The sequence below is a fragment of the Litoribacillus peritrichatus genome (assembly GCF_039537985.1).
Taxonomy (GTDB): domain Bacteria; phylum Pseudomonadota; class Gammaproteobacteria; order Pseudomonadales; family Litoribrevibacteraceae; genus Litoribacillus; species Litoribacillus peritrichatus.
On sequence record NZ_BAABBN010000007.1, the window covers coordinates 299,681 to 322,379 of the forward strand.

Genomic DNA, 22,699 nt, shown 5'->3' on the forward strand with positions numbered 1-22,699 from the left:
TACTGATATCTTGATAAATACGATGAAAAGTCAGTAAAACAGCGGATTGTGCGGTTTTGTATCGGCTTTACGTAGGAAATTAACTGTATTGCTATTTGATATGGTGATGAACTCTATTGGAGGACAGTTGTGGCACAAACAGCAGAAAAGAGCACTTTGTACGAATTGGTTGCGCATGAAATTGCCGAAGATATTCAGAACGGCATTTATACCGCTGGTCAAAAAGTGCCCAGTGTTCGGAAGCTGAGCAAGCAACGCAGCGTCAGTATCTCAACAGTGACACAGGCGTATGCCTTACTAGAAGATCAGGGGTTCCTTATTGCAAAGCCCCAGGCTGGATATTACGTCAGAGAGGGCGCAAATGAGCCGGTCACGCCGCCACCGATGTCCATCGGTTCGGAACCCAGTATTTGTACGAAAAGCGACATGATTCAGCACATGTTAGCTCATTGCAATCGTTCGGATATGGTGAACTTAGGTGCGGCCATTCCTGATATTCATTTCATTCCGGCCAAAGCGCTACAGACTTATATTCATAAAGTATCGCGCTTTAACAGTCGGGAAGTGTTCAGTTACCAGTTCACGCCTGGCTACGAGCCCTTAAGGTCTCAGGTTGCGCGCCGAATGCGATACAGTAACGTGCGCTGTGGGGCGGAAGACATCATTATTACCAATGGTTGCTCGGAAGCCCTCAATATTGCTTTGCGTGCCACGACTAAAGCCGGGGATATCGTGGCGGTTGAATCGCCCTGTTATTACGGTTTTTATCAGTTGGCCGATGTGTTGGGGCTGAAATTGATTGAAATACCCACCGACCCGATCGAAGGCATCAGTTTTGAAGCGCTTAAGCTGGCTTTGCAGCAATGGGATGTTAAAGCGGTGGCATTAACTTGTCGTCACAGCAATCCTACCGGTGCGTCGATTCCTTTATTTAAGCAGAAACAAATCTACCAGCTGTGTAAGGTTTACGACGTGCCCATCATCGAAGATGACATTTATGGTGACCTGGGTTTCGAAGGTGAAAAAACACATACGATCAAGGCGTTGGATGTGGATGGCCGGGTTATCTATTGCTCTTCATTTTCGAAAACCATTGCGCCGGGTTTACGGGTGGGCTGGACCATACCGGGGCGCTATAAAGACAAACTTGAGTGGTTGCAGACATTTAACACCTTTTCTGCCGCCAGTATTTCGCAGTATGCATTAAATGCTTACCTAGAAGGCGGCCATTATGATCGTCACCTGAGAACGGTTCAGGCTGCTTACAAAGATAATGTCAGTAACTTTATTAAGCTGATTAAGTGCAATTTTCCGGATGGCACTTTACTGTCGGAGCCTAGAGGCGGCTTTATTTTGTGGATTTGTTTGCCAGAAAAAGTTCGAGTAGCTGAATTGCAGGAAAAAGCGCTGCAGATGGGCATTACCATTGTTCCGGGTGAAGTATTTTCCGGGACCGACCATTTCAAAAACTACCTGCGGATCAGTTGTGGTGTGCCCTGGACTGAGGACGTAAAAAACGCCATCCGTACATTAGGCAAGATGGCCTGTGGGATGGCCGACCAGTAGGCTTAAGTTCCGTGATCAAGGCAGGGAAGGGTTAATGTCCTTCCCTGTACTCTCTGACTCCTTCCTCAATTAACCGTCCAGCAATGCTGGTGATTGGTGGGAACGTAGGTAAGTCATCAAAGTGAAACCACTGTGCATCTTCTAACTCATCCGGGTTAATCTGGATGTCTCCGGCACGATAATCGGCAATAAAACCAAGCATCAGTTGTGAAGGAAATGGCCAGCTTTGGCTCCCGAAGTAACGAATGTTTTTAACTTTGATACCGGATTCTTCCCAGACTTCACGTTTCACCGCTTGTTCCGGTGTTTCACCGGGTTCCATGAATCCAGCCAAGGTACTGTAGAAATTATTAACCCGTTGGGTGCCGCGCGCTAACAGGCAGTGATCCCCTTTTTTAACTAAAACAATCACGCAGGGCGATATTCTGGGATAGAAAAACAGGTTGCATCCGTTGCACTTGAAACTGTATTCCTGAGGAACTTGCTCGGTTTTGCCGCCACACCTTCCGCAAAACTTGTGGTTCTCATGCCAATCGAGAAGCTGGCGAGCGCGCCCCAGTAACTTTGGTAAGGTCGGGTGCTCAAGGAGTACTAATGACCGGAGGTTAGATGTCATCAGACCTTCGGGTAAGGGTTGGTCGTCGTTAATTCGAGCGGTGTATATGTCTGACGTGTTATCTTCTTTGGTAAAGCCAATGAATAAGGGGGTGTTTTTGGCCAGTAACGCTCTCGCTTGGTGTTCTTCCAGAAATGGCGAATGATCTTCACCAAGAATGACTTGAGTGCCTTTGAATAAAACAAAGCGGGTACCTGCGCTTAGATTCAGTTGCAGGGAAAGTCTCAAAGGGTGTTCAAGTTGGTCTTTGTTGATCATTATGCCAGTCAGTCCGTGAGCCGATTACAGAGGCCTAAAGCTAGCACGACAGAAGGCCAGAGTAAATTCTCCGGCCAGTTATCGAGAGCGTGATAAATTGGCTGAACAGATGAATGCTCTGTACAGGCATTGAGATTGCCTCCAGAGCGTGACCTGCACGTCAACACGAAGGTTTCAGTGCAGGATAGTGAAGCGTGCAACTCTGGGGCGCGTTAACGTGCAATAATCCAACATATCCATTTGAACGACTTCGGTATGTGAGCCAGCATTAAAACTGATGGTGTCGTTACTGGCGAGATAAGCAGACAGTATGACTGGCATACCAAACAGGTTGCCAAAGGGCGGCATACCGCCGGTTTCACAATTCGGAAACTCGTCTTCAAATTCATCTTCATGGCAAAGCCGAACCTTTTCGCCACCTATGGCATCACTCAGGCGATCAAAATTAATGCGCTCGCAAGCGGCAGTGACGACCATCATATGCTTACCAGCCACTTCGATGATGATGGGTTTAGCCATCTCTTTGCCAGAGATGTGGGTGGCTTCTGCGGTTTCCTGGGCTGTGAATGTCGGGCTGTGGTTGTGAGCCATATAGCGCACGCGGTTAGCCTCGAGGTATTCTTCAAGTTGTCGGACGGGCATAAGTCTTTCCTCCAATACGGCTAGAGGGTGTGTGATGTGAAACACGCGGAAGGTTGGCAGCCTAAAGGAGCGTTCGTTTCACATTATTATTTAATAAAGGTCTAAAGTGCGGGGTTTGCAATGAACAGGCACCAGATTTAGACAGGCGGTGTCATGGGTTTGAATGAATATTGCTTTACGTTTACGTTAAGGTAAATTAGTCTTGATGAAAATTTTTGACGTTCGGATCAAGGCTTATTCCGGATGAATTGCTAAATTAATAAAGAGAATAAATTAAACGGACGAACCGGAAATCACTATGACTGAACAACCGCTGTGGCAACCCTCTGAACAACAGGTGGCTTTGACCAATTTATCTCGATTTCAGGCGTTTGCGGGCAAGCAGGATTTGGGCTATCAGGCCCTGTGGAAATGGAGTGTGACTCAGCCCAGTGAGTTCTGGGAAAGCATCTGGCGGTTTACGGACGTGATCAGTCACAGTAAGTATGACCCGGTGTTGGTGAAAGAGGGTCAAATGCCTGGGGCGGAGTGGTTTCCTGGTGCAACACTTAACTTTGCAGAAAACCTGTTAAAACGACGGGACGGTAAAAAAGCGCTGGTGGCCTGTGATGAACAAGGCCATCGGGTATCTCTGACCTATGAAGCGCTTTACCTGAAAGTGGCGCAGCTGGCCTCATCGCTCAGAGCGATTGGTGTGCGCAAAGGCGACCGGGTTGCCGGGTTCATGCCTAATGTTGCTGAATCCGTCATTGCGATGTTGGCGACCTCGTCGATCGGGGCTGTTTGGTCTTCCTGTTCTCCGGATTTTGGTCTGCAAGGTGTGCTGGATCGTTTTGGTCAAATTGAACCTAAAGTACTGATCACGACAGACGGCTATTATTATGGCGGTAAGACGCTGGATTCCTTGGATCGGGTGAAGCAAATCACCGACCATTTAACGTCCGTTGCTAAAGTGCTGGTGGTCAGTTACGTGACTATTCAGGCGGATTTGTCGGAATTGCCTGGGTGTGCACAACACTGGGATGATTTTCTTGATCCGGCGGCAAAGGAAGTGCAGTTTGAGCCAGTACCGTTTGATCACCCGCTTTATATCATGTACTCCAGTGGTACGACCGGGGTGCCTAAGTGCATGGTGCACGGCGTTGGCGGTACTTTGTTGCAGCACGCTAAAGAGCTTATTTTGCATACGGATGTGTCATCAGACGACACGGTTTTTTATTACACCACCTGCGGCTGGATGATGTGGAACTGGTTGGTTTCGTCTCTCATGACCGGGGCGACGGTGGTGTTGTTTGATGGTTCGCCGTTTTATCCCGGGCCGGAAGTGCTTTGGGATCTGGCCGAACACGAAAAAATCTCAGTGTTTGGTACTTCCGCAAAATACATCGCGGCCCTGGAAAAGTCGGGACTAAAGCCGACAGAAAGTCATGATCTGTCAGCCTTAAAAGCGGTGTTATCCACAGGCTCTCCTTTGGCGCATGAGAGCTTTGATTACGTCTATCGGGACATCAAAGCCGACTTGTGCTTGTCTTCTATTTCGGGGGGCACCGACATTATTTCTTGTTTTGCTCTGGGTTGTCCGACGTTGCCCGTGTGGCGTGGGGAGCTGCAATGCTTGGGTTTGGGGATGAATGTTTCAATATTTAATGATCAAGGCCAAACGGTGTATGGTGAAAAAGGCGAGTTGGTGTGTTTGACGCCCTTTCCTTCGATGCCGGTGCAGTTTTGGAATGACCCCGACGGACAAAAATTTCATGATGCCTATTTTGGACGTTGGCCAGGCATTTGGGCGCACGGTGATTACGGTGAACTCACCACGCACCTTCCTGCTTCTTTGACGGCCGAACCGAATCATGGGGTGATCATTCATGGTCGCTCGGACGCCGTTTTGAATCCAGGAGGGGTAAGAATCGGCACCGCAGAAATTTATCGTCAGGTTGAGCGGGTGAATGCGGTTGTGGACAGCATTGCTGTTGGTCAGCAGTGGCAAGATGACGTTCGGGTGGTGTTGTTTGTGGTGTTGCGTGAGGGCGTGACCCTGGATGAAACATTGATCCATGAAATTAAACACGTCATTCGGCAAAACACCACGCCTCGTCATGTACCGGCGAAAGTCATTCAGGTGGCGGACATCCCAAGAACCATCTCCGGAAAAATAGTCGAACTGGCGGTGCGTAATGTGATTCACGGTGAGCCGGTCAAAAATACCGATGCGCTGAAAAACCCGGAAGCGTTGGATTATTTTAAAAACCTGTCTGAGTTAACGGACTGATGGTCGAATGGAGGGGCCAGCCGAAGCATCAATAAACCAAAATGGCTCTCAATATTTTGTTGATCATTTCAAGCTGGCTGGAAGAGTCCGTTTTGGCCAGACAGCTTTTAATTTGTTGCCTGACCGTGCTGAGTTGTGCGTTTCTGTAGTGGGCAATTTGCTCTGCGCTCAGTCCGTTGCACAATTGCGCACAAATATGAGCTTCAGCGGACGTTAAAGGAAAGTGTAAGGTGATCTCCTGAGGATGAACGGTACGGCTGGTGGCGCATGTTTGAAGGGTTAAAATCAGGCCGGGCGAGGTGAGTTCTCCACAAGGAGAGATTCGTTTGTGTAACCAAGGTTTTATGGTTAACCGATAGGCCGTATTTTGATCGTTCAGGTACAGGTAATGAATCCCTTTTCCCGTACCCGACAAAGAGTGAAGGCTGTCATTTGATGCTTTAATAAAGCGTGCTTGGGTATCCGTCGATTGGAACGAGAGTGTGTTGTTCGAAGAAACCCGAAATAGATTGGAACCGCAAAAAATGTCACTCGCTGCTTGATTAAAAAACTCTATCTTAAAAGCCTCTTTACAGACAATGACTGCTTCCGGTAAATGGTCGAACGCTGAAAACAGATTTTTACTTTTGACGTTTTGAGCGTATAGCTTTTGGGCCAGTGACATGCTGTGCTCAATGTGGGGTAAGTAAGCATTCACTGTATCTATTGATTGTTGATCGTACTGCTGCTGAGATTTACCGCGCATGAACGCTAATTCGGTGATGAAATCACTTCCTGCCGGCGATAATAAACACCCGATGGAATGACGAATGTCGGCCGGTTTGGCAAAGTCGTTGTAAATTTCGGTGTTCAAAAACTGTCTGTCATCAAAAACTTTGTGACTGGGGTGAAATTGGTTGAATGGGTGGTTCGCCAGATTTTTAGTCCAGACATCAACTTGGTAATAATGTGCCCGGTAAAGGTCAAAGTGGCCTTCTTCAAAGCCCTCTTCAAAGAACCCTAGAGGTTCGTCATCGACGCTTGAACGTGTGACCATGAAGGTGTGGTTGGAACGGGTGGTTTTGCTTATTTCGTTCAGAACCTCTTGCCAGTGATCCGGGTTGTCGATGGTGTCGTATATTTGCTGAATGATTTGTGTGGTGATCTGACTCATTCAATCGTGCCTCGTTGTTTATTCCTTTAACAATCGGTTTACGCAGTGACACATTTTTTATACCAGATGGTAGATGTTTGTAAAACTTTGAGGGCTGATACTTTAGAAATAATGGTCTACCTTTAATTACTTAAGCGTATATGTAATCAGTTTTTAATCTTTAAATTGAATTATAACGTTGCTGTTTAGAGTGGGTGTTCCATTCTAAAACGACAAAAAAATAATAAATAAATGTTTGAGAAGACATTAGTTGGAATAATTTTCTGGAGAAAGAAATGGCACTTTCGAATCATTTTAAATTCAAGAAAGGGTTGCTGGCACTGGCTGTGTCTGGTGCATTGGCGGGTTGTGGTTCTGACAGCGATTCAAGCTCTTCAACGACTGTCACCCCTACCACGGCAAGCAGTACCGCGTTTACGGTTTCTTTGGCGGATGCGCCTGATTCGGTTGCTTCGGCGGCTTTTGATTGGACAAATCCTTTGTCGTTATTGATGCCCAAAGCGTATGCAGCGAAAACCGGCTTGGATCTCAGTAATTTCTCAGTTGTGGTGGTGGATGCAGATGGAAATGTGGTCGAAACGGTCGATGCTGAAGATCTTGTCATTGAGGAACTTGGGAATGGGCGATATGAAATTACTGTGCCTGGTAGTGAGCAACTGAATTGTCTGATTGCAGTCAATTTAGATGGTCCATTAGTTATTCAGGTTGGAGATGACATTACTGAAACTAATTCTTTATTTGCACCAACGACAGCCAAAGAAATTGATTTGGATTTAGAATCGACAGTGGCTTATCAACAGTTCTTAAAAACCGTTGACGACTTTGACGACTACGACGTCGATGATCCCGCCCAAGTGGCAGCCATTGAAGAGCTGATTAACAACGTTGAACAGCAACTTGAGGCATTGGATCTGGAAACCTTGTTAGACGATGCCAATACGTCTTTGGCGGATTTACTGGGTGATGATGAAGCGCTTCAGCTTCAAATTGAACAAACCGTAGGCAATATTATTGAAGAGCAGATTGATCAAATAGCCGATGCAACGGCCACTTCGATTGCTGATCTGGTGAACAGTGGCGGTTTGAACTGGTTTGAAGCGGATGTGGACGTAGAATTCAGCCAGAACAATGCCCCATATTCTTTTGATTTTGACGATCTTGAAGTAGAGCGAGGCACAATCAGTGCCACAGGCACTGAGCTGTTTTATGAATATGACTTCGACGAAGACGAATGGGGTGAAGCGGAGACGTTTGATCCAACCTCAGATACGGCTACTGAGGATTTGATTTTGACGGCGAATGGTTGGGCCAACAGTGCGGACGCGTTCAGCGTGGTGGATATAGATACTGAAAGTGGCTCCATCACCATTCAGGACGCAGCCGTCGCATCTGTTCAGATGAACATTGGCACATTGCAGGCACTCGACCTGGAAGGTAAAAGTGTAGAAAGCTTTATGGATACCAATGCCGATCAGGAAGATCTTGCGGTCTTTATGGCGTCGGATGCGATGTTCAGTGCGAATGCCAGTGCAGTGAAAATCAGTTTTACCAACGTTAATGAGCTTTATTCATTACGATACGATGATGGCGATGAAAATAGCTGTTGGGGTGAGAACTCTACGCCAGCAGATTTTGGTGGTAACTGTGAACGCGTTTATTTGGATGGTGAAGAAACTGCGCCAACCTCGTTAAACAGTTTGGTGACCAATATCGCTTCTTTACCGGGTGAACAAGGTTTTGTCGGTATCTGGATTGATGGTGGCATTTTAGTTCAGTTGCTTGAAACCGAAACAATCAATGCAGACACGCAGGACGTTACAACCGTTCGTACTGCGCGTTTCTTTACAGAAAATACCAGTGACGAGCCCGGTGCTCCAGATCGGGTATTGTTTGTACCGGAAGATGAGTCCGATACTGTGTGGTCGCTGGCATCGCCGACAGGTCTGGCGGAAGGAGAGTCGATCATAGTGTTACCGATTCCGGAAGGTATTCATCAGGCGTCGGACTTGGATGAAAGTGAAACCACGTTGATTTATGCGGTTGTGGATGGCTTTGTTCGTCCGGGTGCGTATCAAATGGCCGGGCAGCAAGAAGATGAAAGTGCCTGGGTGTTTAACACTGTAGCGGCCGGAGATGTTTTGAACGCATTTAACCCGCTCTATCAGGACGCTTTCTTAGTGAACTGTGACTATGAGTCTGGCTGGAATGACGACGCATTTGACGGTCTGGGCGCACCTTTGGAAGCCAATACTCTGAAAGCATTCACTGCGTCAGTAAATGCTGCCGGTTGTGGCGGGATTGACTCTGCTGTGACCGAGGCGGTATTGACGGCAAATACCTGGTACGAAGACGGCGATGCTTATACGTTTAATGCGGACGGTTCCGGTTCTGTGTCCTTTTTGGATGAAAATGATCAGGGCGTAGAAGAGGAAGTGTCGTTAGCGCTGACCTGGAGTGTCAATACCACTGCGGATGACAATATCCCGAATGGAACGGTCGTTGCTGTCATTGAAACGGAACTGGAAGGGGTGGCGTTTACGTTTACTGAGCATTACGCGCCGGTTGGTTATGATGCTGAAAATAACCGATTGTCATTGAAAATATTCTCCACCAACTCGTTGTGGTACGGAAATGACTCTGACTTTCCGGACGGCTCCGGCGAAATCTGGACATCGACGTTTTCTTCGACGGCCGATGACAATGTGACGGAAGCGCCAGAGTTGTTATAAGTTTACTGCGTTAGAATGCAACTTTTACCGCGCTTCGGCGCGGTTTTTTTGTTTTGGGCCCCAGCCAGGGCTGACCGCTCCTTTCTTATAAATAGCCATGAACTAAAATAATAGAACCGTTGGCGCTATTCCAGTAGGGATAAATGAGCGAAAGGCTTGATGAACGCAACGAGAAATCATTACACTCCGGTTGAGAAGTTTGAAAAGTCATCAAACTGTCATAAAACCTGATTTGAGTAGTAGGTGTATGTATGGCAAATCAGCATGGTCATACGGATATTACCCGGCAAGGGCAGCTGTTTATCTGCAGGCCGCAAGGCGGCTTTAATATGGAAGGAGCCAAAGAATATGAGCGGTACTTTGCGCAGGAAATAGCACACGTCATCGCTCGTCCTTGGGCTGTCATGGAAGTCTTAGATAATTTTGAAACGGCGGGTCCGGAGGTAATGACGCGCTTTGGCGCTCAGTTCGCTTGGGCCGCTCAGAATAACTGTCAGTGGCTGGCGGTGGTCTCCAAGTCGCAAATGATGAATTTTCTGGTGGAGCAGTACATTGGTTCATCGGGGCTAGAGATGAAAATATTTGACGATGAAGCAGCTGCTTTATCGTGGCTGGAACAGCATTTGTCGCCGACGGTGAGTGAGTCGCAAGCAGGAATAAACCAATCTAAAGTAAGCTGAATACACTCCGGCATTCAACAACAAAGGACGTTTCTATGAGTTGTCTATTGAAGGAACAACAAGGACAGGTGTTATTAGTCACGCTTAATCGTCCTGATTTACGAAACCCGATTTCCGAGCCTGACATGATTGAGGCCATTGAGCGCATGTGTTTTGATGTTCAGGCGGATCTGTCCATCAGTGTGGTTATTATTACCGGGGCAGGGAAAGGCTTTTCATCGGGTGGCAACGTTAAACACATGCAGGACAAATCCGGCATGTTTGTCGGAGATACGGAAACGCTGGCCGAGAATTATCGGCAAGGCATTCAACGCATTCCGCGAGCTATTTTCAATTTGGATGTGCCGGTGATCGCCGCCGTTAACGGTGCTGCAATCGGTGCTGGCTGTGACCTGGCGATGATGGCGGACATTCGGATTGCCAGTGATAAGGCATGTTTTGCTGAAAGTTTTATCAAACTGGGGATCATTCCTGGCGACGGTGGAGCCTGGTTTTTGCCGCGTGTTGCAGGCTATGAACGTGCCGCTGAAATGGCTTTCACCGGGGATGTGGTCTCGGCTGAACAAGCACTGGCATGGGGGTTAGTTTCCCGTGTGGTTGAACACGACCGGTTGTTGGATGTCGCTTTTGAATTGGCCGGGCGGATCGCCAAGAACCCCCCATTGACGATCCGAGAAACCAAAAGGTTATTACGACAAGGGCGCTCTGCCAGTTTGGATGAGTTGTTAGAAACGTCGGCTCAGGTTCAGGCGCGTATGCATCACACACAGGATCATAAAGAAGCGGTGGACGCTTTTTTGGCAAAGCGGGCCCCTTCCTTTCAGGGGAAATAATGTTTTCAGCGTGCTCAGAAAAAGAAAAGGTCGTATTAGCCCGGGGAGACTAAACGACCTGAAACACCAGAGGAAGCTGGTGTAAACCTTTGTATTTCTGGTTGCAATAACCCCTAGCTGAAGCGGCTCCTAACTGAAGTTGGGCGTGATCTGATAATGCTTCGCTAAGTAATAATTTAAGTGATTCTTTTGCTGGTGAGTCAGGAACAGTCCCAACTTGGAGCGGCGCCATAATAAGTCTTCTGCGCTGGTTACCCATTCGTGGTTGGCCAGATAGTCCACTTCACAACTGTATAAGCCGCCGCCAAAATGTTCGCCCATGTCTTCCGGCGAACGAATGTTCTCCAGAAATTTCATTGCCAGGGTGCCATATGCATCGGCGTAGCGTTGGATGGTGTCTTGTCTGAGCCAAGGAAAACGCTCTGACAACATATGGATGAACTGTGCTTTGCCGTGCGGGAAGTCGCCACCAGGTAAGGGTTTATCCTTCGTCCAGGCGGGGGACATTTCCGGGAAGAAATCCGACAATTTGGTCATCGCCGCTTCTGACAGTTTACGGTACGTGGTGATTTTCCCGCCAAATACCGACAACAGTGGATTCTCCGTTGGGTCATCAATGGCCAAAGTGTAATCGCGAGTGATCGCCGATGGGTTGTCGGACTCATCGTCGCAGAGCGGGCGAACCCCTGAATACGTCCAGATCAGATCCGCTGGCGTTAATTTATGCTTAAAGTGTTTGTTGGTGACGGATAACAGGTAATCGACTTCTTCGGCTGAAATGGTGACATCCGATGGATTTCCTTGGTATTCGACGTCTGTGGTGCCAATCAATGAGAACTTCTCAAGGTATGGGATGACGAAAACAATGCGCTGGTCTTCATTTTGAAGAATAAAGGCTTCGTCGCCCTTGTTAATTCTCGGTACTACGATGTGGCTGCCTTTGATCAAACGAATGCCATACGGGGATTTGGTTTCTACCTGATCCTTGATGAAGCTGGCAACCCAAGGCCCGGCTGCATTCACTAAGGCTTTGCCCTTCACATCGTATTGTTCACCGGTTAACAGGTTTTCCATCTTACAATGCCACAAACCCTTGTGTTTCTTGGCATCAATGCAACGGGTTTGGTTGTGAATGCTTGCCCCGTTTTGCTGAGCAGAAATCAGGTTGGTAATCACCAATCGGGCATCGTCCACCCAACAATCCGCGTACTCAAAACCTTTTTTGATCTTTTCATCCAGCGAAGACTCACCTTTGAATTTTACTTTGTGAGAGCCCTGCAGTTTTTCACGCTTGCCTAAGTGATCATACAAGAACAGGCCGGAGCGAATCATCCAGGCCGGTCGTAAGTGAGGCTGATGTGGCAGGATGAAGCGCATGGGCTTTACCAAGTGCGAAGCATTGTTTAACAGTACTTCACGCTCTTTGAGGGCTTCTTTTACCAGTCGAAACTCATAATGTTCCAGATAACGCAGACCGCCATGAATTAACTTGCTACTGGCCGACGATGTGGCTGAAGCGAAGTCGTTTTGTTCACAAAGGTATACCGAAAGGTCTCGACCTGCTGCATCCGCAGCAATGCCTGCGCCATTGATACCACCACCTACAATAATGAGATCGAATGTTTGGGAAGTCATAATGTTCTTTCGTAAAGGTTATTTTGCGATTGAGTTTAGACGTCTTTATGTTCGAAAACAAACATTAATTTTCGTATTCGAACATATTTTTGCGATGAAAAACGTCTTTATGATGATTTATGAACAAAACATAGCAGAGTTTCGGGTTGTTGGTGTTTCGCGTTAGCAGACGTTAAGGGTGACTTTGTGTTCTTTGAGTAATTGCTTAATGCTCAAAGGGGGCATTTGGTCGGTAAATACCTGGCTGGCTTCGGTAATATTACCCAGGCGGATTGTTGCATTGCGGCCAAACTTGGTGTGATCAGCGGCCAACAGTACTTGTCTTGAATTTTTGAGAATGGCTTGAGAAACACGCACTTCACGATAATCGTAATCCAGCAAAGCGCCGTCTTCGTCGATGCCGCTGATGCCCAGAATGGCAAAGTCGACTTTGAATTGATTGATGAAGTCTTCGGTGCCCTGACCGACGATGCCTCCGTCTTTGCGGACGGTACCTCCGGCGATTAAAACGTCAAAGTCTTCTTTGTTGCACAGAATATTGGCAACATTCAGGTTGTTGGTGATGATCTGTAAGCCGGTGTGATGCAGTAACGCTTTAGCCACTTCTTCAGTGGTGGTGCCGATATTAATAAAAAGGGATGAGAAGTTCGGAATGCTGTCGGCGATGGTTTGCGCGATGCGTTGCTTTTGTTCATGTTGCATCACTCTGCGTTCAGAGTAGGCCGCATTGGCCACACTGGTATTGGTGGCGGCGCCTCCGTGGTGGCGGCTCAGTTGTTGATTATCGGCCAGCTCGTTGAGATCCCGGCGAATGGTTTGGGGGGTCACCTGACATCGGCTGGCCAGTTCTTCGATGCTGATGTAGCCGTGTTCCGAGACCAATTTCAGAATGAGATCGTGACGAGATTGTTTTGCCATAAACCAGAATTACCGGATAAATAATTGATAAGTGATGTAATGCGCGTTTTTTTCGGTATTATGCAGTAATATGTTCGAAATCGAAAATAAACCGAACATTCTTCGCTCAGTATAAAGAACATGTTTAATAATAAATACAAGAATTAGCGGTGGGGCTTGGGATTGACCCTACACTCTGATAATAACGAAATCGAAAAGGTACTCTCTTAATGTCTGAATATATTCTTGCCATAGACCAGGGCACGACCAGTTCTCGCGCGATTGTATTTGACCATAAAGGTCGGCCTCTATGGAGTGATCAAAAAGAGTTTCGTCAGATCTTTCCCCACGATGGTTGGGTAGAGCATTCATCCGATGAGATATGGCAGACCACACTGGAGGTATGCCGTGGTTGTCTGAAGAAAGGGCACTTGTCCGCCAGCGATGTGGCGGCAGTGGGCATCACCAATCAACGTGAAACGACCGTAGTCTGGGACAAAGTTACCGGTGAGCCAGTGTACAATGCGATCGTGTGGCAGGATCGACGGACGGCCGATTATTGCGAACAGATTCGTCTGGAAGGGCACGAGCAGAGCATTGTTGATAAAACCGGTTTGTTGATCGACCCGTATTTTTCGGCAACCAAAGTTCGGTGGATTCTGGAAAATGTAGAGGGTGCCCGCGAACGTGCAGAAGCGGGAGAGCTTTTGTTCGGTACGATTGATAGCTTTTTATTATGGCGTTTGACCAATGGCGCTTCTCATAAAACGGATGCGACGAACGCGTCTCGTACCATGCTGTTTAATATTCATGAGCAATGCTGGGATGATGAACTATTAGCTTTATTTGATATTCCAAAAGCGATGTTGCCGGAAGTGATGGATTGCAGCGCAGATTTTGGTCTGGTCGATGCGTCGCACTTTGGTGGTGAAATTCCGGTGACAGGCATGGCGGGCGATCAGCAAGCGGCCTTGTTTGGTCAGGCATGTTTTGAAGCCGGCATGGCGAAGAGTACTTATGGCACGGGTTGTTTTCTGATACTGAATACCGGTGATAAAGCGGTTAAATCGGAAAATCGGTTATTAACCACGGTCGGTTATCGACTGAATGGTAAAGTCACTTATGCTGTGGAAGGCAGTATTTTCATTGCCGGGGCAGCGGTGCAATGGTTACGTGACGGACTTCGCTTGATCGAACACGCGCGTGAAACCGAAGAACTGGCTGAAAACGCAAACGCCGAATCTGTCGCTTATCTTGTGCCTGCCTTTACCGGGTTGGGTGCGCCCTATTGGGACCCGAATGCCCGAGGCGCCATTTTTGGATTAACCCGTGATACAGGCATTGCGGAAATTGTTGCCGCCGGTTTGCAGTCGGTGTGTTATCAAACCAAAGATTTGATGCTGGCGATGGAGGCTGACGGTGCAGCCAAACCCACTACGTTACGCGTGGATGGCGGTATGGTGAGCAACAACTGGCTGGTGCAGTTTTTATCGGATGTGCTCGATGCCAAAGTTGAGCGACCGGAAGTCACGGAAACCACTGCGTTGGGGGTGGCATACCTGGCGGGAATGCAGGTAGGGTTGTTTGAGTCGTTGGATCAGATTCGCGATCTTTGGTATTGCGAGCGTTCATTTGATGTTCAAATGGATGAGGCGCAGCGCGATAAGTTGTATCAGGGTTGGCTGGATGCGGTTGAGCGCGTTAAAACCAAGTCTTAAGCTTTGATCGTTTCGGAAATACCGTTCTGGTATTTCCGATCATTCTTTTCTGTTTTCATGCTCTTCTTAACATTAGCGCTGTTTTCGTAATCACAGATTATTTACTTTACTGGTCACAATAAATGCCATTGTTTCTATGGTTTGATGGAAAGTTTCATTAATTTATAGATCGTTTTTTGATCAGTATATGCATGATTGTTCTTAATAACGCTTGAACTAATCGAATACTCTTCTCTCTAATTCTGTGGAAGTTAACACAATTATAATTACGTTCTATTGCTCGTAAGAGTGAGGGGTAAGTTATGAAAGTCATTACATCAACTTTGTTCGCCATGATTTTTGCTTCGTTTGCCACAGTGACCACCGCTTCTGAAGTTACCGGTGTTGGCTTTACTGACGTAGACAAGGCAAATCCCGTTTGTCCATACGGAAAACGTACGGATCGCAAGCGTGATTTGGATTGCGCCAATTAATCACTGCTTGTTAAAAAAGCCTCTGATATTGTCAGGGGTTTTTTTACGTTCATGTTTTTATGGTTTACATAATTTTACGGAAATAGGGTGAAAAGCATACAGAATGGCTGGTTAAAAAACGTACAATTCTTGTCAGTTGTTTAACCGTTAGGGTGTAGTCGTATGAAGTTGTTTCGTACTCACGTTGTTAAGAACGTTTTCCGTAAGTCAGTGGTTGCTGTTGCATTGCCTGTTGTGCTGTTCTCTTCTTCGGCTTCTTTTGCCCAAAATGATTCATCTGCGGTCACGTCCTCAGAGGTTGTGCTGTTTTCGGCCGTTTGGTGCGGTTACTGCGATGATGCCAAAGCTTTTTTAAAATCGAACAATATTCATTACACCAATCTGGATCTGGATGTTTCCGACGAATACATTGATCGCCTGGAAGCGGAAGGTGGCCAGGGCATTCCCTATTTGGTCGTGGGCGACCGAAAAGTTTCCGGCTTCAGTGACGATGATTATAAGCAGATACTGGAGCTTTAGCCTGATTTGGATTTTTTAAAAGCGGTCATTTGATCGCTTTTTTTTTGCCTGAAATATGTCATAAGCCATGGCCAGATTCGCACTCTGGGTCTGTCATTTCTCTTTCGTACCTTGCGCAATTTCTAGTCCATACTCGAAGGTAGAATGTGTTGTATGAGAGGTTCAGGATGACATTAAATAAGATACTTTCCATTGATGATACTCCCCCGAATCAGGCCCTGATTAATAAGGTTCTGTCTCCGCACTACGATGTTTTATTGGCTATGAGCGCTCAGGAAGGCTGGGATAAAATCGATGAGTTTCAGCCTGATTTGATTTTGCTCGACGTGAACATGCCAGAGCAATCCGGTTATGAATTTTGCCGTAATTTAAGGGCAAAGCCGGAACTGGATCACGTAGGCGTGATCTTTGTATCCGCGCTGGCTTCCATCGAGGAGCGATTGGAGGGGTACAGCTCGGGTGGGGATGATTATGTATGTAAACCTTTTGAACCCAGTGAACTGAGAGCCAAGGTTCAGGCGTCGTTAGATGTTCGTAAAAAGCTGGTGGAGGCCAAGGCCCATGCAGACTTGGCGCAAAGCGCGGCATTTACTGCGATGACCAGCACCTGCGAAATTGGCCAGGTATTGGACTTTTTGGTGAATTCACTTCAAACCACAGACTTTCAGGAAGTCGCAAAGCTGATTTTCAGTATGCTGGAAGGGTTGCAATTAACCGGCACGGTGGTGTTCCGTTCGCAGCATTTAGGTGCTCAGTTTTATTCACCTAGCGGAGCATTGACGCCCATAGAGCGTACTTTAATGGAAAGGGGCTGCGGGGCGGAAAGGATCGTTTCGTATAAGCACTTATATATGTTTAATTCGTCGCTGGCTTCGATTCTGGTTAAGAATATGCCTAAAGATGAAAACATTGCAGGTCGGTTGCGGGATCATCTTGCGATTGCCATTACGATTGTGGAGGAAAAAGTTCGCAACCTGGATCTACACATTTCAGCCCGTAAGCATAAAAATTCGTTATTAAATTCAGGGATTGTTCAGGTTGAGCAAAGCATTTCTAAGATTGATCAGCGCTTCAGTCAGTTTTCAGATGAGATGAAAGAGAGGTTAGAGCAAATGATGACGGAACTGCAGGAATCGATGTTTATTTTGGGGTTGTCTGAAGATCAGGAAGCCTCTTTGGTAAATAAAATGCGTGAGCATAATGTCCGGATAGCTGAACTGTATGACCAAACCGATGATTTCGAACGTGAGTTGATCGAGGCAAGTTCAACTCTTAGGAAATCTCTGGATGAACAGTAAGTCATTGACGGCAACGGCTTAAAAGGTGGACATGATCGAACCTAATATTCAGGATCAGGAGTTCATTCAAGCAATCTTTAATACGGTGATAGACCCTCTGGTGATTATTAATGATCAAGGGGTCGTTCTGGCCGCAAATGCAGCCACTGAGGCGGTCTTCGGCTGGTCAAAATATGAGCTGGTGGGCGCTTCGGTTCAAATGCTGATGCCAGAAGCGTTGGCGCGTCGGCATCACTCGTTCATTCAGCAATACCTTAATTCAGGAACGGGTTCCGTGATTGGCCAGGGGCGGGAAGTGGAAGCGGTGACCAAAGATGGCCGCTTGATTCCTATCCACTTGTCTATCGGTCATTGTGAAATCAGAGGCCGACATTTTTTTACCGGAGTCATTCGTGATTTAACCGAACAAAAACGTACTCAATCGTTGTTGGCTCAGCGTGAAAAAATTCTTGAAGGGGTTCTGAATGCGCCGGATGAAGTGATTGTGGTATTTGATGACTCCGGAAGTATTGTGTTGTCGAATGACGCAGCCGCTAAATCCTTAGGTTTTGCGGTGTCCGATATGGTGGGTAAATCTTTGGGGCAGCTCATGCAGGCGGATTTGGCCTCGACTCGAAATGATTTGATTCAGCAGGCGTTCAGAACCGGCAAGGCGCAACGTTTTATGGATACAAGAGACGGTTGCTACTATGAAAACCTGATCTCGCCGGTACTGAATGATGAAGGGGAGGTCGAACTTGTCACGGTTTTTGCCAGAGACATCACTTCTTTAAAAGCGTCGGAAGCGAAACTGGTTAAGGAAACCAAGCGGGCTGAAATGGCCAATCGCGCCAAAACTGAGTTTTTATCGAATATGAGTCATGAACTGCGGACGCCGCTAAATTCTGTGGTTGGCTTTGCTCATTTATTGAATGAAGATAACTCGTTAAATGAAGATCAACAAGATTCAGTGTCCTATATCGCTCAGGCGGGAGAGCATCTCAAAAACCTGATTGAAGACATTCTGGATTTAGCCCGCATCGAAGCCGGTCGGTTGTCCATCACTTCCTCTGTTTTCGACTTTTCGGTTTTATTGCTGGAAGTGCTGGATATGTTTGGCCAAAGACTCGACAGCAATAACGTGCACTGCAAAACCTTACTGGCTCAGGAGACAGCCTGGGTGTGCGCAGACCGTACCCGGTTGAAACAGGTTTTGTTGAATTTTATGGATAATGCGATTAAATACAATCGGCCCAAAGGCTCCATTGAAATCATAACCAGAGTGGATGATCAGGGGATGCTTGAAGTGTCGTTCATTGATACGGGCGTGGGTATTTCAGAAGAAAACCTGAAGTCTTTGTTTCAGCCTTTTAATCGATTGGGCTATGAGTCGTCGGGCATTCCGGGGACGGGCATTGGCCTGGTGTTGTCTAAACGTTTGGTGGAAAGCATGAAGGGCGTTGTACGCGTTTCCAGTGAGGAAGGAAAGGGCAGTTGTTTCAGTCTGACCTTACCGTTCGCCGAAGACAATGAACCGCATCGGCCACAACCTTCTGCTGAAATGCATACCGGCACCACTTCAATGACCGCCGATGCTTCATTGAAGCTGCTGTATATTGAAGACAGTGAAAGTAACATTGCTTTGATGGAACGTTTTATTCATGATCATCTTGAATGGCAGTTTCATGTTTCGCGTTCAGGCCTGGACGCGCCTAAATTGGCTCAGAATCTTCAGCCGGATGTCATTTTATTGGACATTAACTTAGAGGACGTAAATGGCCTTGAAGTTGCGATCATGTTGAATCACTCGCCACTCACACAGCATATTCCGATCATCGCCGTGACGGCGGATGCTTCCGAAGAAACCAGGCAAGCCTGTGAATACGCGGGGATTCACTTGGTTCATACCAAACCGGTAGATTTCATTTTGCTGGAAAAGGTCTTGAAGGCATTATCGAGTTAAAAGGCTTAGTTGGATGGCCTTGGAATGTTTAAAGAAAGCCAGTGCTGAGAAGGCGCTGGCTGTCTAAAAGAGAACTTACTTCAGACTGCTGAAATAAGCAGAAAGGTTTTTAATGTCTGTGTCTGAAAGTGGCATGGCCATGCCTTTCATGATGGCCGCTTGTGGGCTGGTGCGTTGCCCTGCCTTATAGGCCTTCAGTGCCGCTTCCAGATAACCTGCGTTTTGTCCCGCCAGATTTGGGTACGTTGGAATGGCCGCTATGCCATTTGCCCCGTGACATGCTGCACACGTTGCGGCTTTCGCTTTGCCGGCTGCAATATCGGCTGCCTGAGCTGTAAATGATAAACCAGCCATCATGGCTGCTGCGATGATTGTTTTTACTTTCATTTATTATCCCTCATCAAGAGTCACTTATGTATTCCACGGTAAGTCATTTATCTTACTTGGTTATTTCTCACACGCCTAGAGACTAATTGTCGCACAAGGTGAGTTAGCATTGGTCTGTGCTATTAGAGAATAACGGGCATTTGAATCAGTGTAGTTAATGCGGAAATATTGTTCACTCTTTAGGCTAATAAGTTACTTTTAAAGCAGAAATTTTGGTTATGCACAGCTATTGTGGATAAGTTTGTGAGTAAGTTATTCGTAAGCACTTCAAACGCCCGTTTTATATGGCTCTATGAAAATAGATTCAAAAATAGACGATTATAATTAATCGTTTAAAATCAGTGGCTTATTTTTTGTGGGGGAATGTGAGTGTTTTTTTGAATTTGGGTTCTACATGGAAGTGTCATGAGGTTTTATGTGTTAATAATGCATAAAACGCTTGACTTTCAAGAGGGAAATTAAGAGATCCATATGAGGGATTTTTAAGAAAGATAAAACGAAAGAAGACCAACGCTCAGTTGTGTTTTCCTGAGCGTCGGTCAATGCCTGCCTAGGGCATTAAATTTAAGCGGTTATTTTAGATGCGGTGTCCCTCAATGCAGTTCTTACCCCTTCTTCGATCACCGGATGATAGAAAGGCATCTCCAGCATCTGGTCAATCGTCATGGCTTGCTGATGTGCCCAAGCCAGTAAGTGAGCAATGTTTTCAGCACTAGGCCCGATCATCTCAGCCCCTAACAATTGACCGGTCGCTTTCTCTGCGTAAATACGCAAGACTCCTTTGTTTTTTAACATCACCCGGCTTCGTCCCTGATTTTCAAAAGAGACATCGCCTGTTACCACATCTCCCGCCTTTATCTGTTCCGCCAGCTGTTGGTACGTGCTGCCAACCATCATGATTTGAGGGTCTGAAAACACCACACTGATAGGGCTGCGTCGCAACCCTGGTTTGATGTCCGGGTAGGCTCCGGCGTTGTCTCCTGCTATTTTTCCCTGATCGGCCGCCTCATGAAGCAATGGCAGCTGATTTGATACATCGCCGGCGATGAAAATATGCGACTGGCTGGTTTGCATCGTGCGTGGGTCAGCCACCGGAACACCAAACGCATCCAGATCGAGTGCTGCGTTTTCAATGGCCAGGTTGTCGGTGTTGGTTCGGCGACCTGTGGCTGCGACCAAGTAATTGACCAGGATGGTTTGTTCGTTGCCTTGTTTGTCAGTGAACTGTATTTCTACGCCGTCATCCACACGCTGGATTGAGGATACATTGGCTTTCGGATCAAGGTAAAACTCTTCGGCGAACGTTTTTTCGGCGTATTCATGCACGACCGGGTCAGTAATCGGGCCTACTTTACCACCGGCTCCGAACATGTGGACTTCGACGCCAAGGCGTTTCATGGATTGCCCCAGTTCCAGACCGATGACGCCTGGACCAAAGACCGCGACGGCCTTGGGGAGCGTATTCCAGCTGAATATGTCGTCGTTGACGACCAAGCGGTCTTTTGCTTGTTTGAAAAACTCAGGGATATTCGGACGAGAACCCGTAGCGATCACAATACGCTTAGCTTTTACGTCCAGCTGACCGCCTTCGTTCAGGTTAATGCTTAGGGTGTGACTGTCTTTAAATTTCGCCCGTCCCTGAATTTTATCTTCAGCTGGGATGTTATCGACACCTTCTAAGACAAAGCCGACAAAACGGTCTCGCTCACTTTTGACCCGATCCATTACGGCTTCCGGGCTGATTTCAACCCCACCTTTTGAGTACACCCCGAATGGGTTGCTGTGTTCTATGGTGTGTGCGGCTTCAGCGGCAGCGATGAGAAGTTTGGATGGCATGCAACCTACTCGGGCACAGGTTGTGCCGTAAGCACCGCTCTCGACAGTGACTACGCTGTCCGTGGACTGTTTGGCCGCCCGGTAAGCAGCCAAGCCGGCGGTACCTGAACCAATAACAACGACCTCTTTTTCTATGGTTCTGATCGGTTGCATTACAAATACTCCATAAATTAATTAACTGATTGTTTTGTGATGTTTCGGTCTGAAGGACTCGGTCTGAAGGACTCGGTCTGAAAGGCCCGGTCAGTGCGACTTAGCCCATTGGGCTAAGTCGTCTGCCAGTTCTCTCAGGCACGTTCTTACTGTTGAAGGTAAGCTTCCAGCGCTTCGCTGCCACCGATGTATTGGCCGCCGATGAAGATCTGTGGCGCAGTCTCTTTACCCGTCACGGCCCGGATACTGGTGATGGATGCATCGCGGCCTAAGACGATTTCTTCAAACTCCAAACCCTTGTCCGTTAGCTGTTGTTTTGCCTTAGCACAGTAAGCACAACCTGGCTTTGAGAAAACGGTAATTGATTCCGGCAATTTGGCTTCGCAATTGATGTAGTCCAACATAGTGTCTGCATCTGACACTTCAAACGGGTCGCCTGGCTTGTTTGGTTCGATGAACATTTTATCGACCACGCCGTCCTTCACTAACATGCTGTATCTCCAGCTGCGTTTACCAAAGCCCAGATCATTCTTATCCACTAACATGCCCATGCCTTCGGTAAACTCGCCGTTGCCATCTGGCAACATGGTGATGTTTTCTGCTTCCTGGCTGGCTGCCCATGCGTTCATCACAAAGGTGTCGTTCACCGAGATACAGACAATTTCATCCACTCCGTTTTGCTTAAATACTTTTGCCAACTCGTTGTAGCGAGGCAAGTGTGTGGATGAACACGTTGGTGTAAATGCGCCCGGTAAAGAAAATACTGCGACGGTTTTACCTTTGAACAAATCGTCGCTGGTCATTTGCTTCCACTCATCGCCTTGGCGAACCGGGAACGTAACTTGTGGTACTTGCTGGCCTTCTTTGTTTATTAAGTTTGTCATTTTGAACTCCTGGTTCACTGTGTTGCATTAAGTTGTTTTGTTTCGATAAGGGCAGTATCTGGGATTTGTGGTATTAATTAAAATTAATTATAAAAATATATTTAATAGTTTTTTACTATTATTGTTTGAATAGGAATAAGATGGCACGCTGAAGGCTTACATAAGGCGTGATCTTGCTTGAATAAAGTAACTGGATCATGAATCGACG

Annotated in this window: 18 protein-coding genes; 10 read left to right on the forward strand and 8 right to left on the reverse strand. The window is 47.0% G+C overall.

Features of this window, described 5'->3' with window-relative positions:
• The first annotated feature begins 129 nt into the window (after positions 1 to 129).
• Positions 130 to 1,566, forward strand: a complete 1,437-nt coding sequence (locus ABD744_RS11060) for an aminotransferase-like domain-containing protein (RefSeq protein WP_344798473.1) — start codon at positions 130 to 132, stop codon at positions 1,564 to 1,566.
• A gap of 31 nt (positions 1,567 to 1,597) precedes the next feature.
• Here ABD744_RS11060 and nudC read toward each other — a convergent pair whose 3' ends face one another.
• Both nudC and ABD744_RS11070 read right to left on the reverse strand, forming a co-directional pair.
• A complete protein-coding gene (gene nudC / locus ABD744_RS11065) occupies positions 1,598 to 2,440 on the reverse strand; it encodes an NAD(+) diphosphatase (RefSeq protein ID WP_344798475.1) in 843 nt (280 codons plus the stop codon).
• 174 nt (positions 2,441 to 2,614) lie between these two features.
• A complete protein-coding gene (locus ABD744_RS11070; protein ID WP_344798477.1) occupies positions 2,615 to 3,082 on the reverse strand; it encodes an aminoacyl-tRNA deacylase in 468 nt (155 codons plus the stop codon).
• Positions 3,083 to 3,380: 298 nt separating this feature from the next.
• Here ABD744_RS11070 and ABD744_RS11075 point away from each other — a divergent pair, with 298 nt between their 5' ends.
• Complete coding sequence (locus tag ABD744_RS11075; RefSeq protein ID WP_344798479.1) at positions 3,381 to 5,354, forward strand: acetoacetate--CoA ligase; 1,974 nt, start codon at positions 3,381 to 3,383, stop codon at positions 5,352 to 5,354.
• Between the two features lie 28 nt (positions 5,355 to 5,382).
• Here the strand turns inward: ABD744_RS11075 and ABD744_RS11080 are convergent, their stop codons facing one another.
• On the reverse strand, positions 5,383 to 6,507 hold the full coding sequence (locus tag ABD744_RS11080; RefSeq protein ID WP_344798481.1) for a helix-turn-helix transcriptional regulator: 1,125 nt from the start codon (positions 6,505 to 6,507) through the stop codon (positions 5,383 to 5,385).
• Positions 6,508 to 6,782: 275 nt separating this feature from the next.
• Here ABD744_RS11080 and ABD744_RS11085 point away from each other — a divergent pair, with 275 nt between their 5' ends.
• From ABD744_RS11085 to ABD744_RS11095, 3 genes are all read left to right on the forward strand, one after another.
• Positions 6,783 to 9,236 carry a hypothetical protein gene (locus ABD744_RS11085; RefSeq protein WP_344798483.1) on the forward strand — a complete coding sequence of 818 codons (2,454 nt, stop codon included), beginning with the start codon at positions 6,783 to 6,785 and terminating at the stop codon, positions 9,234 to 9,236.
• Positions 9,237 to 9,487: 251 nt separating this feature from the next.
• Positions 9,488 to 9,916, forward strand: coding sequence for an STAS/SEC14 domain-containing protein (locus tag ABD744_RS11090; protein WP_344798485.1), 429 nt, complete (start codon positions 9,488 to 9,490; stop codon positions 9,914 to 9,916).
• Positions 9,917 to 9,951: 35 nt separating this feature from the next.
• Positions 9,952 to 10,749, forward strand: coding sequence for a crotonase/enoyl-CoA hydratase family protein (locus tag ABD744_RS11095; RefSeq protein WP_344798487.1), 798 nt, complete (start codon positions 9,952 to 9,954; stop codon positions 10,747 to 10,749).
• 129 nt (positions 10,750 to 10,878) lie between these two features.
• On the opposite strand, the gene glpD is transcribed toward ABD744_RS11095, so the two are convergent.
• On the reverse strand, positions 10,879 to 12,384 hold the full coding sequence (glpD, locus tag ABD744_RS11100; protein WP_344798489.1) for a glycerol-3-phosphate dehydrogenase: 1,506 nt from the start codon (positions 12,382 to 12,384) through the stop codon (positions 10,879 to 10,881).
• 162 nt (positions 12,385 to 12,546) lie between these two features.
• The gene (locus ABD744_RS11105; protein ID WP_344798491.1) at positions 12,547 to 13,302 is read right to left on the reverse strand and encodes a DeoR/GlpR family transcriptional regulator; all 756 of its coding nucleotides are present in this window, start codon (positions 13,300 to 13,302) and stop codon (positions 12,547 to 12,549) included.
• Between the two features lie 209 nt (positions 13,303 to 13,511).
• On the opposite strand from ABD744_RS11105, the gene glpK reads away from it, so the two are divergent.
• From glpK to ABD744_RS11130, 5 genes are all read left to right on the forward strand, one after another.
• On the forward strand, positions 13,512 to 14,999 hold the full coding sequence (gene glpK / locus ABD744_RS11110; protein WP_344798493.1) for a glycerol kinase GlpK: 1,488 nt from the start codon (positions 13,512 to 13,514) through the stop codon (positions 14,997 to 14,999).
• 302 nt (positions 15,000 to 15,301) lie between these two features.
• Positions 15,302 to 15,472 carry a hypothetical protein gene (locus ABD744_RS11115; protein ID WP_344798495.1) on the forward strand — a complete coding sequence of 57 codons (171 nt, stop codon included), beginning with the start codon at positions 15,302 to 15,304 and terminating at the stop codon, positions 15,470 to 15,472.
• 162 nt (positions 15,473 to 15,634) lie between these two features.
• Positions 15,635 to 15,991, forward strand: a complete 357-nt coding sequence (locus tag ABD744_RS11120) for a glutaredoxin family protein (protein ID WP_344798497.1) — start codon at positions 15,635 to 15,637, stop codon at positions 15,989 to 15,991.
• Between the two features lie 167 nt (positions 15,992 to 16,158).
• Positions 16,159 to 17,289, forward strand: a complete 1,131-nt coding sequence (locus tag ABD744_RS11125; RefSeq protein WP_344798498.1) for a response regulator — start codon at positions 16,159 to 16,161, stop codon at positions 17,287 to 17,289.
• Between the two features lie 31 nt (positions 17,290 to 17,320).
• Positions 17,321 to 19,231: a hybrid sensor histidine kinase/response regulator gene (locus tag ABD744_RS11130; RefSeq protein WP_344798499.1), complete on the forward strand. Its 1,911-nt coding sequence runs from the start codon at positions 17,321 to 17,323 to the stop codon at positions 19,229 to 19,231.
• Between the two features lie 75 nt (positions 19,232 to 19,306).
• On the opposite strand, the gene ABD744_RS11135 is transcribed toward ABD744_RS11130, so the two are convergent.
• From ABD744_RS11135 to ABD744_RS11145, 3 genes are all read right to left on the reverse strand, one after another.
• On the reverse strand, positions 19,307 to 19,618 hold the full coding sequence (locus ABD744_RS11135; protein WP_344798501.1) for a c-type cytochrome: 312 nt from the start codon (positions 19,616 to 19,618) through the stop codon (positions 19,307 to 19,309).
• A 564-nt stretch (positions 19,619 to 20,182) separates the two neighbouring features.
• The gene (locus ABD744_RS11140) at positions 20,183 to 21,607 is read right to left on the reverse strand and encodes a dihydrolipoyl dehydrogenase (protein ID WP_344798503.1); all 1,425 of its coding nucleotides are present in this window, start codon (positions 21,605 to 21,607) and stop codon (positions 20,183 to 20,185) included.
• A gap of 146 nt (positions 21,608 to 21,753) precedes the next feature.
• Positions 21,754 to 22,491, reverse strand: a complete 738-nt coding sequence (locus ABD744_RS11145; protein WP_344798505.1) for a glutathione peroxidase — start codon at positions 22,489 to 22,491, stop codon at positions 21,754 to 21,756.
• Positions 22,492 to 22,699: the final 208 nt, after the last annotated feature.

Coding starts and splice junctions, on each gene's coding strand:
- nudC (WP_344798475.1), bottom strand. CDS start 2,440: ATGATCAACAAAGACCAACTTGAACACCCTTTGAGACTTTCCCTGCAA.
- ABD744_RS11070 (WP_344798477.1), bottom strand. CDS start 3,082: ATGCCCGTCCGACAACTTGAAGAATACCTCGAGGCTAACCGCGTGCGC.
- ABD744_RS11075 (WP_344798479.1), top strand. CDS start 3,381: ATGACTGAACAACCGCTGTGGCAACCCTCTGAACAACAGGTGGCTTTG.
- ABD744_RS11080 (WP_344798481.1), bottom strand. CDS start 6,507: ATGAGTCAGATCACCACACAAATCATTCAGCAAATATACGACACCATC.
- ABD744_RS11085 (WP_344798483.1), top strand. CDS start 6,783: ATGGCACTTTCGAATCATTTTAAATTCAAGAAAGGGTTGCTGGCACTG.
- ABD744_RS11090 (WP_344798485.1), top strand. CDS start 9,488: ATGGCAAATCAGCATGGTCATACGGATATTACCCGGCAAGGGCAGCTG.
- ABD744_RS11095 (WP_344798487.1), top strand. CDS start 9,952: ATGAGTTGTCTATTGAAGGAACAACAAGGACAGGTGTTATTAGTCACG.
- glpD (WP_344798489.1), bottom strand. CDS start 12,384: ATGACTTCCCAAACATTCGATCTCATTATTGTAGGTGGTGGTATCAAT.
- ABD744_RS11105 (WP_344798491.1), bottom strand. CDS start 13,302: ATGGCAAAACAATCTCGTCACGATCTCATTCTGAAATTGGTCTCGGAA.
- glpK (WP_344798493.1), top strand. CDS start 13,512: ATGTCTGAATATATTCTTGCCATAGACCAGGGCACGACCAGTTCTCGC.
- ABD744_RS11115 (WP_344798495.1), top strand. CDS start 15,302: ATGAAAGTCATTACATCAACTTTGTTCGCCATGATTTTTGCTTCGTTT.
- ABD744_RS11120 (WP_344798497.1), top strand. CDS start 15,635: ATGAAGTTGTTTCGTACTCACGTTGTTAAGAACGTTTTCCGTAAGTCA.
- ABD744_RS11125 (WP_344798498.1), top strand. CDS start 16,159: ATGACATTAAATAAGATACTTTCCATTGATGATACTCCCCCGAATCAG.
- ABD744_RS11130 (WP_344798499.1), top strand. CDS start 17,321: ATGATCGAACCTAATATTCAGGATCAGGAGTTCATTCAAGCAATCTTT.
- ABD744_RS11135 (WP_344798501.1), bottom strand. CDS start 19,618: ATGAAAGTAAAAACAATCATCGCAGCAGCCATGATGGCTGGTTTATCA.
- ABD744_RS11140 (WP_344798503.1), bottom strand. CDS start 21,607: ATGCAACCGATCAGAACCATAGAAAAAGAGGTCGTTGTTATTGGTTCA.
- ABD744_RS11145 (WP_344798505.1), bottom strand. CDS start 22,491: ATGACAAACTTAATAAACAAAGAAGGCCAGCAAGTACCACAAGTTACG.